Source organism: Chitinophaga pollutisoli, from assembly GCF_038396755.1.
Lineage (GTDB): Bacteria > Bacteroidota > Bacteroidia > Chitinophagales > Chitinophagaceae > Chitinophaga > Chitinophaga pollutisoli.
On record NZ_CP149822.1, the window covers coordinates 4,789,895 to 4,804,907 of the forward strand.

Here is a 15,013-nt window from a genome sequence, read left to right on the forward strand (position 1 = left end):
ACCGATCCCGGGCCCGCAAGGGAACAGGGGCATGTCGTCGCCCGTCCCAATCCGAACGGCCAGTCGTATACCTGTGCTATATTGAATTTTTCGTAGGATTACATTATGCAACTTGCAGTTGCGCGCACGTGAGCTCAAGTCATCGTTACAGCATTTCGATATACTGGCGATGGAGTTTTACTTTGCCTTGCTGCTCCAGTTTCTTCAGCAGCCGGCTGATGACTTCGCGCGAAGAGTGTAGGTCGGTGGCGATTTCGCTGTGTGTGATATGCAGTTTGCTGGTGTGGAGTTTTTCACGCTGGTTGTCGAGGTAGTAGACCAGGCGCTCGTCCATGGCGCGGAATGCGATGTGGTCGATAAGGGTGAGGAGTTCCTCGAAACGGTCGCGGTAAGTTTCCACCACAAAGTTGTACCAGCCTTTGTAGCGCTGCATGAAGTTTTCCATGTACTTCACGGGAATGAGGATCACGGTACTGTCTTCAATGGCTTTGAGCATGACGCCGCTGGTTTCCTGCTGCTGGCTGCAAACCATCGAAAGGGCGCAGGCGCTGCCGGGTTCCAGGTAATACATAAAGATCTCGCCTTCGTCGTGCCCTTCGCGGTAAAGCTTAAGGCGCCCTTCGGCTACCAAAACAGTGGAACGGATGTTCTGGCCCGTCCGCATGAGGGTTTCCCCGGCGGGAATGTTCCGTATTTCCGCGATTTCCGCCAATTCTTCCCGCAACTCCGGCTCGAACTGTGGAAAATGATCGTCAATGTAAGCGCTTGTTTCCGTGTTCATACCCACAATTTACGGATTTTGCCCGTCATCGATCCCCAGCACCAGCTTCGCCTGCCGGATCATTTCCGGGCTGCCGGTGTATTTGCCGGGCTCGTCGGACAGCTTTACGACTTCGGTCCATTCGCCGTTGTGCGGACTGGTAGCCGTCATTTTGATGACGATGTTCATGGCTTCGGGGCCAGCGTCGTTGGTGAGGCTGGTGCCGATACCGAACGACATGCCGATCCTTCCCCGGCAATGTTCCGCTATCCTGGCCACTTTTTCGACGTTGAGGCCGTCGGAGAAGATGATCGTTTTGCTGAGGGGATCGATGCCCATTTTTTTATAGTGATGGATGACCTTATCCGCGAATGCGAGCGGGTCGCCGCTGTCGTGCCGTACGCCGTCAAACAGTTTGGAATACATTTTATCGAACTGGTGGAGGAAAACATCGGTGGTGTAGGTGTCCGACAAAGCGATGCCCAGGTCGCCGCGATAAACGTTCACCCAATTTTCCAATCCTGTCGCGTTCGACATTTTAAAACCGAACCGGGCGGCGTGGAACATGAACCATTCGTGGGCATGCGTGCCGATGGGTTTGGTCTGGAACATCATGGCGAGGTGGACGTTGCTGGTGCCGATGAAGGATCCGGTGCCGTACTGCTGCAGCGCGTCCACCACCAGTTTATGCACTTTGTAGGAATATCGCCTGCGCGTCCCGAAGTCAGCCACGGTAACGCCCAGTTGCCGGTACTGCTCTATTTTCCGGCGGGTGTTGTCCAGGATGGCATCGTTGGAAATCCTTTCGGCGTGGCGGAGCGTGTAATATAGTTCGCAGATAAGGGACATGATGGGCACTTCCCAGAGGATGGTGCGGTACCAAAGCCCTTCCACGCCTACTTCCAGCTGTTCGCCTTCCTGCGAGATGCGGACCTCTTCCGGGTTGTAGCGATAGCCTTCCAGGAAGTCGAGGTACACGGGGTCGAGGTAGGGGCATGTAAGCTCCAGGAAATGTTTCTCCTTGCGGGTGAGCTGCATGCCGGCCATATCGTCCAGCGCTTTGCGGAGCGCGTCGGCGAAGCCGGGAGGGAATGCGTGTTTGCCGCGGTTGATGAACTTGTAACGCGCGCGGGCATACGGGAACAGTCGGATCACGCCCTGCTGCATGGTGAATTTGTAGAAGTCGTTGTCGAGGATGGAAGAAAGCATAGTGAAGAAATAACGCTGCCGGGGGGCAGAATGTTTCATACGTTACTGGCCGGTGAGCTTCACAAATGCCGGAGCGAAATCTACCGCGAGGAAGAACCGCAAGTCGTTGGACGGCAGTTTATCGTCCTGGGCATCGATTTTATAGTATTCCATCCCTGTTTTAAGCATATCGAAAAAGGTCAGCCTGCCCTGGATGCCCATCATATTGGGCGAATGTTCGTTGAATGGATCTTGTTTGCCGTAGTTGAACGTAAAGTCCACACCGGATTTGAGCGGGTTGGGAAATCCCTGGGCGGTGTATTTGTGCATGAAGGAGAGGTTGGTGCGGAAGTCCATGGCTCCGGGTTGCCCGCCGGAAGGGAGGAGGCCACCGCCGGCGGCGCCGAATTTAAAATTGAATTGTTTGGAGTCCAGGATATTGAATTGTGCGGCGGCATTGAGCCTGCCGCGCCAGGGCGCTTCAGCATCCGGACGGTAATTGGCTTCGCCGGAGAGGTCGAGGAGGGAGAGGCGCCCGAAGTTGCGCATGGAGAACCCGCCGCGGCCGTATGCTTCGAGGAGCTGGTCGCCGTTGAAGCGGCCGCCGCCTTCTGCCAGTCCGTACAATCCTTTGTCGCCGCCATAGAGCCCGAGCATGAACTTGTGTTGTTCTTTAGGATCGGGTTTGCCTGTGATGGCTTCGGAATGTGCGTATTGGAAGTAGGGGAAAAGCTCGAATCCTTTGTACCCTGGTTTGTCTTTTTCGTTCCCGGGGTATTTGCCGAGGGCAGAGGCGAGGTTGAAGCCAAGGCCCAGGCTGAGTTTCTTTTGGTCGGCTTTTTCGTCGGTGCCGGAGTATTTCAGTTCGAACGCCTTGGGTGGCTGGTAGAAGGGCGGGCGCCAGCGGTCGTCGGGGATATTGTCGAGCATGAAGGGCCGGGCGAATCCAGGGGGCGGCTCTGTCCATTTTTTTGTAGCGGGGCCGATGATGGAGGTGAAATCGAGCTCGCTGCCGGTGAGGGCGTTAAGGCCCACGAGGCCGCTTTGGAGGAGGGCGCCGGAAATGAGGAAGATGCCGAGGTTTTGTTTGGCATACCGGGGAATTTTCTCGCCGAGGTATTTTTCCATGTCCATATGCAGCGCCATGGAAGCGAGGTTGATCCAGGTACCGGAGACGCCGGTGAGCTGTTCGGCCATTTCGAGGCCTTTGGAGAAGTCGACTTTGCTGCCGTAAGGCGAGCCGGTCTGCAGTTGCAAGGCATAGAACACGTTCCAGAGCGACATGATCTCCTTGCTGATGAGCTCCTGTCCGAATTTGGGATCGAAGAGGGTGTTGGTGCCGTTTTGTTTGGCGGCGAGGTAGGATTGCTGCCAGCGCTTGGGCCAGTTAATGATGAGATCGTCGAACAGCTGGCAGAAAACTTCGAAGGATCCGAAGGAGATCGGTACGTCGTCTTCTTTCTTGGCGGGTGCTGCGGGATCGTCTTGTTTCTGCACGGAAGCGGGCGCCGGTGTAAAGAATGGCGGTGCGGATTGCGGGGCGTGCCCGAAGAAGGGCTTCGCCGGCTTCGGGGATGCGGGGCCTTTGGCGTGGGTAGGTGTAGCCATTGGATGGGGGGTTGGGGTGGGTATGAAGTTACGAAAAAATTAAGCAGCTAAATCTAATGAAATGAATAGTTTGTACTGTTGTTTTATTTTTATATATTCGATTTAGTCAATTTGAATGCGCTTCCGGTTTTAAATAGACAAGAAAAATAATTTGGCATTTCACATCAGAGAATTTTGACCTGAGTTTTATTGCAAAGCCCCAATTGTTAATTCTATTTTTTTAAATCGAAATCCCATCCACATTATGGACTTCAAAGACATTATCAAGCAATTAGGAGATCGCGCAGTGAAAATTAAAGATTCTGTGAATACAGAGGAAGCGACTAAGAATGCATTTATCATGCCTTTTATACAAGCGTTAGGCTACGATGTTTTTAATCCCCTTGAAGTAACTCCAGAGTATGTTGCAGATTTAGGGATTAAACAGGGCGAAAAGGTAGACTATGTAATTTTTAAAGATACAATTCCAACAATTATCATCGAATGTAAATGGCATGGTGCCGCTTTAGATGTTTTTAATTCACAACTTTTCAGGTATTTTCATGTTTCCAAAGCTAAGTTTGGACTTTTGACAAATGGATTTGAATATAGATTTTATACAGACTTGGTGGAACCAAATAAAATGGATGAAAAGCCATTCTTTACTTTCAATTTAACCGATATTAAAGATAATCAAATCGAAGAATTAAAGAAGTTTCATAAAAACTACTATGATCTTGAAACAATCGTAAATACTGCCAGTGATCTAAAGTACACCAATGAATTAAAAGCTTTGATTCATGCTGAATTGAATGCGCCTTCGGAAAATTTTGTTCGGCACTTTTCAAAACCCATATATAATGGAATGATGACTGGTAAAGTAATTGAACAGTTTACAGTTTTAGTAAAAAAATCTATCACGCAATATATTAACGATCTTATTACAGAAAGATTGAAATCTGCGTTAACAAAAGAATCAGAAGTACAAAAGAATGACGTAGAACAGCCAGTGATTAAACAGGGAGATGTTTCAAGAGTAAATACAACTGCCGAGGAATTAGAAGCGTTTTACATTGTTAAGGCGATTCTACGTGCGAAAGTAGACGGAGAGAGAATTCATTTTAGAGATGCCCAATCCTATTTTGCGATAATGTTAGATGATAATAACAGAAAGTCAATCTGCAGATTGTATTTAGGTACAACAAAAAAGGCTATCGGACTTTTTGATGCCGATAGGAAAGAGTCGCGGAATGAATTGAGTAAGATCGATGATATTTACAAGTTTGCCGAACAATTGTTGAATACCGTGAGTCTTTTTGAGACTCCGGCACTTTCGTTAAAATAGTTACTTTTTGTTTATAATTTCTAAGTGTTCATGTTTACGTTTTTTTCTTCCCGAAGTTGAATGGCGGCTTATCAAAATCAATGAATAGCATTGAAAATCCAAATAAGTTAATGCCAACAACTATTAACATGTCAATGATGTCATCCATACGTGAATATTTGAAGTTAATAATATCCACCTTGGGCATGTTCCTGTTGACAGGTATCGTGCTTGCCGTTTGGTTGGTTGTAAAATCAGATGCTACCGGCTATCTCATAATGTCCAGGGTTATTATCATACTGATGGCAACAGGACTTTCAGCTATGGCTGCACATGGATAATCCTATTATGGATACCCCAGGGGCTCAGCTGGCGGGGCGTATTGACATTCAACGCGCTTTCCCAATACCTGTTGTTCTCCTGTACTTTAGTTACGGTGAACAAGTTGAGAAACAGATCGCGATGAATGTATTGAAAAATGAAATACGAAAATTTTCAAGCAGGAAATTCTTGAAAAATACATAAATGTTGGTGTGATTACCGGTTCCCTTCCACTTTAAAAACATCCGGATGTTCGGGAGCGTAGGCGATGCGGATGATGTCGCCGGGGTTGTAGTGGCGGGAGCTTGTGAAGCGCTCTTTCATCCATCGGGCTCCTGCCTGGTAGCGGATCCAGGTTTCATAGAAATATTGTTGCCGGCCTTCCTGCAAATGTACTTCAATAACGGTTGCGGAGGTGGTGTGTAGCGGCCCCTTCAGCCAGGAGCCCGCCAGCCTGTCGGAAGCCCTGTCGGCCAGCAGCGCGTTGCCGCCGATCAATACCGCCAGGCCCCCCAGCAGCAAAATCTTCTTCCCTCTCAGCCAATTCCTGCGATCCGGCTGATACTTCGCATCGCCTTGCTGCCAGAGCGACCCGAAGCAGAGGAACCCCAGCATCAACCATCCCCCCGCCAAAAACAACAGCGCCAGCACATCGTACAGTAGCCGCTGCCGGTAACCGCAAAGGTACCAGATCAGGGAGCCCCCCGCAATCAGCAGGAGCGATATAGCCAGCCGGGTGTTGCGTTTCATGATTCAGGCCCGTTGCTTTCGTGCATTTTCTTTTCTATGCTTTTAATGTTCACCAAAAATACCAACAATAATATGATCACCACTATCAGCAGCACATACGCCACCATGAAAGGGAAGTTATAAATACTCAACGGCATCAGGCTGGGCGTGAGGTGGCCGGGCCTGTCGAAAGGTGCGTCGTCTTTCGGCGCCGCCGCCGCTTCCTGTTTCACGAAGGCGATGATTGACCGCACCTGCTCGTCATTAAGGTCAGGATGGTCTGGCATCACCACCTGGTTGTATTCGTTGAAAATGGCCAGGGCCGCGGCATCACCGGTTTTAATCATAGCCTGCGACGATTGGATGAACCGGATGATCCATTCTTCCGGGCGCCTTTCATCCACTCCCGCCAGCGCCGGTCCCGTCAGTTTCTTGTGGACGTTATGGCACGAGGCGCACCGTGCCAGGAACAACTTTTTTCCTTCTTCCGCATCCGCCGCCACCAGGCGGCAACTCAGCAAAAGCGCTACGGTCAGGATGTGAATGCCTTTAACGTTCATGTTGCAGTTTTTTGATATCATCGAGGAGGAGCCGCACTTCTTTTTCCGAAGTGCCGCTGTAATATCCGCGGATGTATTGAAGGGAATCGAGTAAAACGAGGCGGTCGCTGTGGATGAAATCCTCCGGCCCGCCGTCCCCTTCCGTCGCCGTTATGAATAACCCTTTCCGGGCGAAACGGTAGAGCTCTCGCTTGTCGCCGGTGAGCAGCTGCCAGTTGCCCTGACCGTAACCTTTTTGCCGGATATACGCCTGTAGTTTTTGGGGCGTATCGTGCCCGGGGTCTACCGTCACGGAAACCAGGTTTATGTCTGCCCCGCTGTCCTGGATTTTTTGCATCTGCTCCATCATCACAGGGCAGATCGTGGGACAGGAAGTGAAAAACAAATGGGCGACCGTGATACGTCCTTTCCAATCTTCACTGTCCACCGGCAGGTTGCCTGCCGAAGTAAACGCGAAATGCTGTAGCCGGAAAGCTTTCTCTGGCCGATGCATATCCTCGAAGTTTTCGCCGTACCAGGGCAGGGGCGCATACTTTTGCTCCGCCAGCCGCACGATGCCGTATGCCGCCAGCGGCAAACCGACGATCACCAGCATAAAAGCCTTCCAGGATTTTAGTATGTTCAGCCGTGGCATATGGTATTATTTGCGTACCACCGGCACCGGGTCCGTCGGTTTGTACGGCGGCGCCTTGCGGTTGGTGTTGTTGAGCGCGTCCGAAATCGCGGGCGCGTAAGTGAGGAAAATGATCAGGCCCATGATCGCCAGCCAGGGCCTGAAGCTGTCTAGCAGGGGCACACGGCGCTCCTCATGCAGGGTTTCGCTCACCGGCAAATCAATGACCGGTTCGGCGGAACGCCTGCGCAGGCAGGTGCCGAAGAATGAAATGAAGTACAGCAATCCCGCCGTAAACATGATCCCGCCGCCCGCAAGCCCCAGCATCGACGATACCACCCAATACGGATTGAACTGTTCGCTGGAAGGATTGAGGTAAGTAAGGCCCATATTCGTCCGCCGCGGCTCGCCGATCAGCCCGCCATACATCAATCCGGCGGAGAAAATCAATACCCCCACCGTCCACAGGTAGGGTACGATGGTATTGAGCACCGGCGCGAAGATGCGCTTGCCGCTCAGTTGCGACAACATATAAATGCTCATCCCGAGGATCGCGAGGAAAACGGGACCGCCGACCGTGAGGTGGAAGTGCCCGGGAATGAAGGAGGTGTTGTGTACCACATTGTTCAGGGAATAGGATGCGTTCACCAGGCCGGTCAGTCCTCCGAAAATGAACAGGATAAGCCCGTTGATGAGATAGCCGAACAGGAACACGTCTTTCCGGAAGAAAGGCAGCTTCCAGATCCAGCTCCACAATCCTTTTGCGCCCCGTAACCTCGCTGCATATTCCAGCGACGCGGCGATGGTGAATGCCGTGATGAAGCTGGGAATGGCTACGCCGAAGGTGAGGATCGACTGGGTGATTTTGACGCCGCGCCCGATGGAAGGGTCGCCGAACTGGTGGTGCACGCCGATGGGGATCGACAAGATGAGGAAGATGAAGAACGCGATGCGCCCCGCATTCCCGGAATACAGCTTTCCGCCGGCGAGTTTGGGCAGCATGGTGTAAAACATGATATAGGAAGGCAGCAGCCAAAAGTACACCAGCGCATGCCCGAAGAACCAGAAAAGCGTGCGGGCCAGCATGATGTTGATCTCCTGCACCCAGCCAAGGCTCCAGGGCACCAGCATCACCAACACTTCATACGCTACCGCCAGCGTACACACGAACCAGATCGTAAAATTCACCAGCGTGCCGATAACGGCCACGGGCGTAGATTCGTTGGGGTTTTCCTTCTTCCACCGCAGGTACATCCCGATCCAGTCGAGATACGGGATCCAGGACCCGATGATGAGCATGGCCGTGCCGATGTAAAACGCGGGATGCGCCTTCAAGGGCGGATAAAATGTATACAACACCGATGCCTTCCCCGCCAGGATGGCCGCCGCGGCCAGGCCGGTGCCAGCCACCATCAGAAGCATCGACAAAAACGTGGCGGTCCTGTTCGGCTCGCGTTTCGTGTAAAAAAACATGGTGGCGTGCCCGAAGGCCACGGCGAAGAAGGTCGTGAGCACGATCGCATTGATGACACCATGCAACGTGAGCCCCTGGTAATAGTCCAGGCCCGCTACAGACGTGCGCTGGATCACCCCCGAACGGTAAATCACCTGCATCAGCCCGTGATAAATACCGATGGTGAGCAGCAGAATAGGTACGAACAGCTCGATGAGTAGAATCGTGCGTAAAGAACGGCTTACCTGCATAAGGTTTATTTTCTGGGATAGTTGACAATAATTTCCGCTTCCATATTCTGATGGCCCGTGCCGCAAAACTCGTGGCATACAATCTTGTAAACACCCGGTTCCGTGAATTTGACGGTGGTTTTGGACACACCGCCGGGAACCGCCATGAGGTTCACGTTTTTATCGAACACATTGAAACCATGCACCACATCCAGCGAAGTCACAAACAAATCCACTTCACTCCCCACCGGGATGTAACTGATGGCCGGTTCAAAATTCCACATGCGCGCCACGTAGAATATCTGGTATGTCCTGCCGTCGATTTGCTCCACCCGCGCAGTTTCGTAAGTTTTGTTGTAAGGCAGGCACTCCGTTACGTCTTGCCGCTTGGCGCCAAGCGCGTAGAAAATGGAGAAGATGAATAGCGCCGAAACGGTAAGCGCGGTGATGATGACGTTTCTTTCATATCTATCCAGCATAAATTCCGGGTTTAAGACCGGGCCAGCATCACGAAGTAGATGCCGAACCAGATAACAAGTCCGAGAAATATCAGCAAAGCAAAAAATGCGACGGCTCCGCGTGGAACGAATTTTTCCGGAGACTCGCGGGATTCAGATTTGGCCATGGGAGGGATATTTGGTTGTATTAAATTACAATGACAAGCCGGAATTGTTTAGTCGCCCGGTAATTCCGGCACGTATTTCCACGCATTTTCCAGAAAAAGTGTAAATCCTTGTAAATCAGGTATTATTTTTGCCCTTTCGGCCAAGCCCAGGCCCGGAATCGACAGCAGCATATATCCTTCCCCTTTCTAGCCGGGAAAGCATGCGCCTGTTCCTTCCAGCCCGGCAACCGTATAGCAGCAACGGAACCATGACATACCATGTCTGATTATTGTATCATCTAAAACCAGTCTCATTATGAAACAAAGGAAAACCTTTGTGTTGTTAACCGCCGCCTGTCTAGCGGCCTTCACTTTTATTGCGTGCAGCAAGTCCGATAAAAAGGACGACGGTCCCCAAACACCGCAGGAACAGCCCGGTAAGATTCCCGGCCTCGGCGAAGCCCCTGGAACACCGGAAGGCACTGCGCTTACGTATCCCGCAGGCGTAACGCTGGCTTCCACGAAGATTTACGGGCAGGTTTGCGATACCGCGTACGAAGTGGGTACCGGCGGCGTTGTGGAAGTATGCGTAGCGTTGGCCAACAACAATGCGACGGACGTCACGTTCACCCTTCCCGCCGGACTGGTGATCCTGGCCGACGACCTGTCGTACCAGCACGGCCTGCTCATCCAGAATTTTAACGTCGTGCTCAAAGCAAAGCGCACCACGAGAGTCGGCATCAAACTGTTGTGCCTCAACGCGGAAAGAAGGCCCAGCTCTTCCGACAAGACGTATAAAATCGGCCCCGTTACCAGCAGTCCGCTTATCCGCCAGCTGTGCGAAAACCTGAAGAATAAGAAAGTAGCCCGTAAAGAATTCGCGGACGAAGACCAGTACTTCATGGTGGCCACATCGCTCCAGGGACTGGTGTGGGCATACACCGACGGAGATGGCTACGATGCCACGATGCTCGCCCGCTTGCTGGCCGAGATCCCGAACAAATAATCCCGAAAAGGATATTCAGGAAAATCCCGGTGTGTTGCTGCGCCGGGATTTTCATTCTGGGGTTCACCCATCCTTCTGTCATCCTTCATCCATCCTTTAAGCAAACCCCCTCAAACCTGTACCACCATTGGACAAGCTTAAAGGATCATTGAAGGATGTCAGTAGTATGTCAGGAGGTTTTGCAAAACGGTTTTTACCGGTTGAATGAAGATTTGTGGGATAATACTTCATTGATTATCAATAATAAATGGCCGTCGGTGAGCTATTGCGTACCCGATAAAGATGGAAGCGCCGGGTTTTCAAAACCGAAAATTGTACTATCTTTTGCCGGACCGGTTGCGGCCGGACAGTGGACAATTGAACCGTTAAATGAAAATTCCATGTTGAGGCTTCTTATGCCGGCCTTGCTTCTTTGTTGCCAGCTCACAGTGCGGGCGCAGCCTCCGTGGCAGTTCGATCTGATCGACAGCCGCAACGGCCTTTCCAGCAACCAGGTCAATTCCATCGTCAAAGGCCCTGACGGCTTTATGTGGATCGGCACCATCGCCGGTCTGAACCGGTATGATGGCCATACTTTCCGCATATTCCGCCATGTGGCGGGCGATTCTTCTACCCTGAACGACGATTTCATCAACCAGGTGGTGCCCGGGCCGCATAATACGCTTTGGGTGCAAACCCCCAACGGCTGGAACCGTTACGATCCGCATACTGAAACCTTTACCGCCCGCGTCCGCCCGCATCTCGCGGCGATGGGCGTCCCCGACGATAATTTCACTGTGATGTGCGCTGATAGCGAAGGCCGCTTCTGGTTTGCGGTGCCGGGAAAAGGGCTCTATGGATACAACCCCGCCGACCGCCGCCGCCTGCCGCCTTTGCCGCTGTATTCGGCGAACGTGGCCGGTATCGCGCCGGGACCGGGCGGTTCCGTTTGGGTGGTGTATGCCGAGGGCGTCCTCGACAGGATAGACCCATCCGCCCGCAAGTGCGTCCACCGCACCGAAGCCATCCGTCAGCTCGATCCCCAACCCAACCCCGCCTACCGGCTCTTTACCGATACGGAAGGCGACGTCTGGATTTACGCCTATGGCACTTCGCGCGGAGCGGCCTGCTACAAGTCCGCTACCGGCGAGCTGGCCATCCTCCGGAAAAATGGCGGCAAAGCGCGGCTCAACAACGATATCATCAACGGTATTACGCAGGACGGTAACGGCCTCATCTGGATCGCGACCGACCACGGGGGCGTAAACGTGCTCGATAAAAAGGATTTTTCCGTCCGCTACCTCGTGAACAACGAGCAGGACGCGCGGAGCATCAGCCAGAACAGCATCAATTCCATTTACCGCGACGATCAGGGCATCATTTGGCTGGGCACTTTCAAAAAAGGGATGAACCGTTATCACGCCGGCATCCCGCGTTTCCCCGTTTACCAGCACCGGCCTAATCAACCCGGCTCGCTGCCTTATAATGACGTCAACCGTTTCGTGGAAGATAAATCCGGCAACCTCTGGATCGGGACCAACGGCGGCGGTTTATTGTATTTCGATCGCGCGGCGAACACCTACACCCGCTATCTCCACGATCCTTCGAACCGCAACAGCATTTCCAGCAACGTAATTGTGAGCCTGCTGATTGACAGGGAAGGAAAGCTCTGGATCGGTACCTATTTCGGCGGCCTCGACTGCTTCGACGGCCAGCGGTTCACCAATTACCGGCATAGCGACGCGGATCCGAACAGCCTGGCCGACGACAGGGTGTGGGAGATTTATGAAGACAGCAGGGCCCGCCTTTGGATCGGCACGCTCAGTCAGGGCCTCATCGGTTTCGACCGTAAGGCCGGCGTATTCAAAAAATACATGCCCCAGGGCTCCAAATCCAATTACATCGCCGCCATCCACGAAGACCGCGCCGGTGATCTCTGGATCGGTACTTCTTTCGGTATCGACGTGATGGACCACCGCACGGGGCTTTTCCGCCACTTCGAGCATCGCGAGCAAGACGCCGGCAGCCTGAGCCATAATAATGTAACCGCTTTTTGCCAGGACAGTCGCGGTATCCTCTGGATCGCCACACATGACGGCCTCAACCGCTGGGACCCCGCGCGCGGGAGCTTCATCCGGTATGGCCGCGAGCACGGGCTGCCCGACAATACCATTCTCACCCTCCTGGAAGACGACGACAAACACCTATGGCTCAGTACACCCAACGGCCTATGCCGCGCCACGGTGCTCTCCTCCGGGGATTCCATCCGGTTGCAGACCCGGAACTTCGATGAGTCGGACGGGTTGCAGGGGCGGCAGTTCAATGAGAACGCCGCGCTGAAAACCCGGAAAGGGGAGCTGGTGTTCGGCGGCGCCAACGGTTTCAATATTTTTGAAACGGCCTCACTACGCAACAGGCCTGCGTCGCCGGAGATTGTATTCACCGATCTGCAATTGTTCAACCAGCCGGTGCTTGCGGGCAAGGAATATAATGGACGGATCGTGCTGCCGCAGTCCATCAGCGCGGCCAGAGCGTTAACATTCCGTTATAACCAGAATGTGTTTACGGTAGAATTTGCAGCGCTGGAGTTCGTGAACCCGCATAAGATCCGGTATGCTTATCAATTGAAAGGCTTTAGCGACGAATGGTTGTATACCGACAGCCGCAACCGTAAGGCAACTTTCACCAACCTGAATCCAGGCCAGTATACATTATTGGTAAAAGCCGCGGGCGACGACGGGCAGTGGAGCCCCGCGCCCCTGGCGCTCAGCATTCGCATACTGCCGCCGTGGTGGCTCACGAAGATCGCCTGGGTGGGTTACGCCCTGCTGCTTATCGCCGCATTGATCGCAGCGCGGCACGGGGTGCTCCGCCGCGCGAGGGCGCGCTTCCGCATCGAGCGCGAGCGTCAGGAAGCGCAGCGGCTGCATGAGCTGGATATGATGAAGATCCGCTTCTTCACCAACGTAAGCCACGAATTCAGAACGCCACTTTCCCTCATCATTTCACCGGTGGAGAAGATGGTGCGCGAATCGAAACAGCCGGAGGAGAAACGCCAGTTCCAGCTCATCCACCGCAACGCGCGGCGCCTCCTCAATATGGTGAACCAGCTGCTGGATTTCAGGAAACTGGAAGAACACGAGCTCCGGCTCGCAAAATCCCCTGGCGATATCATCGCGTTCATCCGCGAGGTGTCTTTCTCGTTTTCAGATATGGCGGAGAACAAAGGGATTGGTTTCGCGTTTCATGCAGGCCGTGACCGGCTGTTCACCACTTTCGACCACGACAAACTGGAAAGGGTGTTGTTCAATTTATTGTCGAACGCGTTCAAATTCACCCAGGCCGGCGGGCGTGTTTCGGTGACCGTAGCGCTGGAAGGCCCGCCCACCGCCGGGCAGCTGCATATCCACGTGGCGGACACCGGCATAGGGATCGCGCCGGAAAAGCAGGAAAAAATCTTCGAACGCTTCTTCCAGGATGCCATCCCCGGCTCCCTGGTGAACCAGGGCAGCGGCATCGGGCTGTCGATCACGAAAGAATTTGTGCGGTTGCACGGCGGATCTGTTTCGGTGGAAAGCAGGGAAAACGAAGGCAGTACTTTTACTGTAATTCTTCCCGTAACGGTATTGCGGGAAGACGCCGAGCCGGTTACGATTGCCGAATGTACGGAAGCGCCCCAGGAAACGCCGGCACCTCCGCCCAACCGGCAAAAAGGGAAACGCAAAACGATCCTGGTGGTGGAAGACAATGAAGATTTCCGCTTCTATATTAAAGACAACCTGAAACCCTGGTACGACGTGCTCGAAGCGGCCGACGGGAAAGCAGGTTGGCAAAAAGCGCTCTCCGGCCACCCGGACCTCATCGTTTCCGACATCAGCATGCCGGAAATGAACGGCATCGACCTCTGCCGCAAAATCCGTGACGACCGCCGCACGACGTCTATCCCCGTCATCCTGCTTACCGCCCTCACCGGCGAAGAGCAACAGCTGACCGGCCTTGAAACCGGCGCCAGCGATTATATGACCAAGCCCTTCAACGTCGAAATCCTTCTTTCACGCATCCGCAACCTGCTCAACCAGCAGGAAAATATCCGCAAAACCTACCAGAAACAAGTGCAGGTAGTGGCCTCCAACCCGGAAACCGCGCCGGTTGAAGACGATTTCGTGCGCAGGGCGCTGGCATACGTGGAACGGCAACTGTCTGACCCCGAATTGTCGGTGGAAGGCCTCAGCCGCGAGATGCTCCTGAGCCGGGCGGCCCTGTACAAAAAACTGTTCACCCTCACCGGTCAGACGCCGGCGGAATTCATCCGCCATATCCGCTTGCAAAGAGCGAAGCAATTACTGGAAAAAGGGAACACGACGGTAGCCGAAGTAGCCTACCAGGTCGGCTTCAACAATCCAAAACTCTTCGCCAAAACATTTAAGGAAACCTATGGCCAGCTGCCCAGCTCGTACCTGAAAAATCGCCAGGCCGAATAAAGAATTATTGATAATCAATTGTTTGGTCGTTTGGGTTGACATTTTGATACCCTTTTATAGACGATCCTGTACCCTCATTTTTGCATAGTGACCGTAGTTTCGGGGCGAACCGATTTACCAACGGAGGATTCCACGCATCCTGAGAAACGATTACTATGGGAGGATATTTATTGACACG

At 53.0% G+C, this 15,013-nt stretch carries 13 protein-coding genes; 4 read left to right on the forward strand and 9 right to left on the reverse strand.

The window, feature by feature from the left end; translation table 11 throughout:
• Positions 1–145: 145 nt before the first annotated feature.
• From WJU16_RS20400 to WJU16_RS20410, 3 genes are read right to left on the reverse strand one after another with little or no spacing between them, the layout of a single operon-like run.
• On the reverse strand, positions 146–781 hold the full coding sequence (locus WJU16_RS20400) for a Crp/Fnr family transcriptional regulator (RefSeq protein WP_341835254.1): 636 nt from the start codon (positions 779–781) through the stop codon (positions 146–148).
• A 9-nt stretch (positions 782–790) separates the two neighbouring features.
• A complete protein-coding gene (gene pncB / locus WJU16_RS20405) occupies positions 791–2,008 on the reverse strand; it encodes a nicotinate phosphoribosyltransferase (protein ID WP_341835255.1) in 1,218 nt (405 codons plus the stop codon).
• Between the two features lie 3 nt (positions 2,009–2,011).
• Positions 2,012–3,556 carry a hypothetical protein gene (locus tag WJU16_RS20410; protein ID WP_341835256.1) on the reverse strand — a complete coding sequence of 515 codons (1,545 nt, stop codon included), beginning with the start codon at positions 3,554–3,556 and terminating at the stop codon, positions 2,012–2,014.
• A gap of 244 nt (positions 3,557–3,800) precedes the next feature.
• Between WJU16_RS20410 and WJU16_RS20415 the strand changes: the two genes are divergently transcribed.
• Both WJU16_RS20415 and WJU16_RS20420 read left to right on the forward strand, forming a co-directional pair.
• On the forward strand, positions 3,801–4,880 hold the full coding sequence (locus WJU16_RS20415) for a type I restriction endonuclease (protein WP_341835257.1): 1,080 nt from the start codon (positions 3,801–3,803) through the stop codon (positions 4,878–4,880).
• An 80-nt stretch (positions 4,881–4,960) separates the two neighbouring features.
• Positions 4,961–5,200, forward strand: coding sequence for a hypothetical protein (locus WJU16_RS20420; protein WP_341835258.1), 240 nt, complete (start codon positions 4,961–4,963; stop codon positions 5,198–5,200).
• Between the two features lie 196 nt (positions 5,201–5,396).
• Here WJU16_RS20420 and WJU16_RS20425 read toward each other — a convergent pair whose 3' ends face one another.
• From WJU16_RS20425 to WJU16_RS20450, 6 genes are read right to left on the reverse strand one after another with little or no spacing between them, the layout of a single operon-like run.
• Entirely contained in the window at positions 5,397–5,930 is a 534-nt protein-coding gene (locus tag WJU16_RS20425; protein WP_341835259.1) for a hypothetical protein, read from the reverse strand.
• Positions 5,927–6,469, reverse strand: coding sequence for a cytochrome c (locus WJU16_RS20430; protein ID WP_341835260.1), 543 nt, complete (start codon positions 6,467–6,469; stop codon positions 5,927–5,929). Before WJU16_RS20430 ends, WJU16_RS20425 begins: the two co-directional genes overlap by 4 nt.
• The gene (locus WJU16_RS20435; protein WP_341835261.1) at positions 6,459–7,103 is read right to left on the reverse strand and encodes an SCO family protein; all 645 of its coding nucleotides are present in this window, start codon (positions 7,101–7,103) and stop codon (positions 6,459–6,461) included. The genes WJU16_RS20430 and WJU16_RS20435 overlap by 11 nt, the downstream gene beginning before the upstream one ends.
• A 6-nt stretch (positions 7,104–7,109) precedes the next feature.
• Positions 7,110–8,786 (reverse strand): cbb3-type cytochrome c oxidase subunit I, encoded by a 1,677-nt coding sequence (locus WJU16_RS20440; protein ID WP_341835262.1) that lies wholly within the window; start codon positions 8,784–8,786, stop codon positions 7,110–7,112.
• Positions 8,787–8,791: 5 nt separating this feature from the next.
• A complete protein-coding gene (locus WJU16_RS20445; RefSeq protein WP_341835263.1) occupies positions 8,792–9,244 on the reverse strand; it encodes a hypothetical protein in 453 nt (150 codons plus the stop codon).
• 11 nt (positions 9,245–9,255) lie between these two features.
• On the reverse strand, positions 9,256–9,390 hold the full coding sequence (locus tag WJU16_RS20450) for a hypothetical protein (RefSeq protein WP_341835264.1): 135 nt from the start codon (positions 9,388–9,390) through the stop codon (positions 9,256–9,258).
• Positions 9,391–9,685: 295 nt separating this feature from the next.
• Here WJU16_RS20450 and WJU16_RS20455 point away from each other — a divergent pair, with 295 nt between their 5' ends.
• Positions 9,686–10,375, forward strand: a complete 690-nt coding sequence (locus tag WJU16_RS20455; RefSeq protein WP_341835265.1) for a hypothetical protein — start codon at positions 9,686–9,688, stop codon at positions 10,373–10,375.
• Between the two features lie 380 nt (positions 10,376–10,755).
• Positions 10,756–14,835, forward strand: coding sequence for a two-component regulator propeller domain-containing protein (locus WJU16_RS20460; RefSeq protein ID WP_341835266.1), 4,080 nt, complete (start codon positions 10,756–10,758; stop codon positions 14,833–14,835).
• The last annotated feature ends 178 nt before the right edge of the window (positions 14,836–15,013 follow it).

Coding starts and splice junctions, on each gene's coding strand:
- WJU16_RS20445 (WP_341835263.1), bottom strand. CDS start 9,244: ATGCTGGATAGATATGAAAGAAACGTCATCATCACCGCGCTTACCGTT.
- WJU16_RS20430 (WP_341835260.1), bottom strand. CDS start 6,469: ATGAACGTTAAAGGCATTCACATCCTGACCGTAGCGCTTTTGCTGAGT.
- WJU16_RS20455 (WP_341835265.1), top strand. CDS start 9,686: ATGAAACAAAGGAAAACCTTTGTGTTGTTAACCGCCGCCTGTCTAGCG.
- WJU16_RS20415 (WP_341835257.1), top strand. CDS start 3,801: ATGGACTTCAAAGACATTATCAAGCAATTAGGAGATCGCGCAGTGAAA.
- WJU16_RS20425 (WP_341835259.1), bottom strand. CDS start 5,930: ATGAAACGCAACACCCGGCTGGCTATATCGCTCCTGCTGATTGCGGGG.
- WJU16_RS20420 (WP_341835258.1), top strand. CDS start 4,961: ATGAATAGCATTGAAAATCCAAATAAGTTAATGCCAACAACTATTAAC.
- WJU16_RS20450 (WP_341835264.1), bottom strand. CDS start 9,390: ATGGCCAAATCTGAATCCCGCGAGTCTCCGGAAAAATTCGTTCCACGC.
- WJU16_RS20400 (WP_341835254.1), bottom strand. CDS start 781: ATGAACACGGAAACAAGCGCTTACATTGACGATCATTTTCCACAGTTC.
- pncB (WP_341835255.1), bottom strand. CDS start 2,008: ATGAAACATTCTGCCCCCCGGCAGCGTTATTTCTTCACTATGCTTTCT.
- WJU16_RS20410 (WP_341835256.1), bottom strand. CDS start 3,556: ATGGCTACACCTACCCACGCCAAAGGCCCCGCATCCCCGAAGCCGGCG.
- WJU16_RS20435 (WP_341835261.1), bottom strand. CDS start 7,103: ATGCCACGGCTGAACATACTAAAATCCTGGAAGGCTTTTATGCTGGTG.
- WJU16_RS20460 (WP_341835266.1), top strand. CDS start 10,756: ATGTTGAGGCTTCTTATGCCGGCCTTGCTTCTTTGTTGCCAGCTCACA.
- WJU16_RS20440 (WP_341835262.1), bottom strand. CDS start 8,786: ATGCAGGTAAGCCGTTCTTTACGCACGATTCTACTCATCGAGCTGTTC.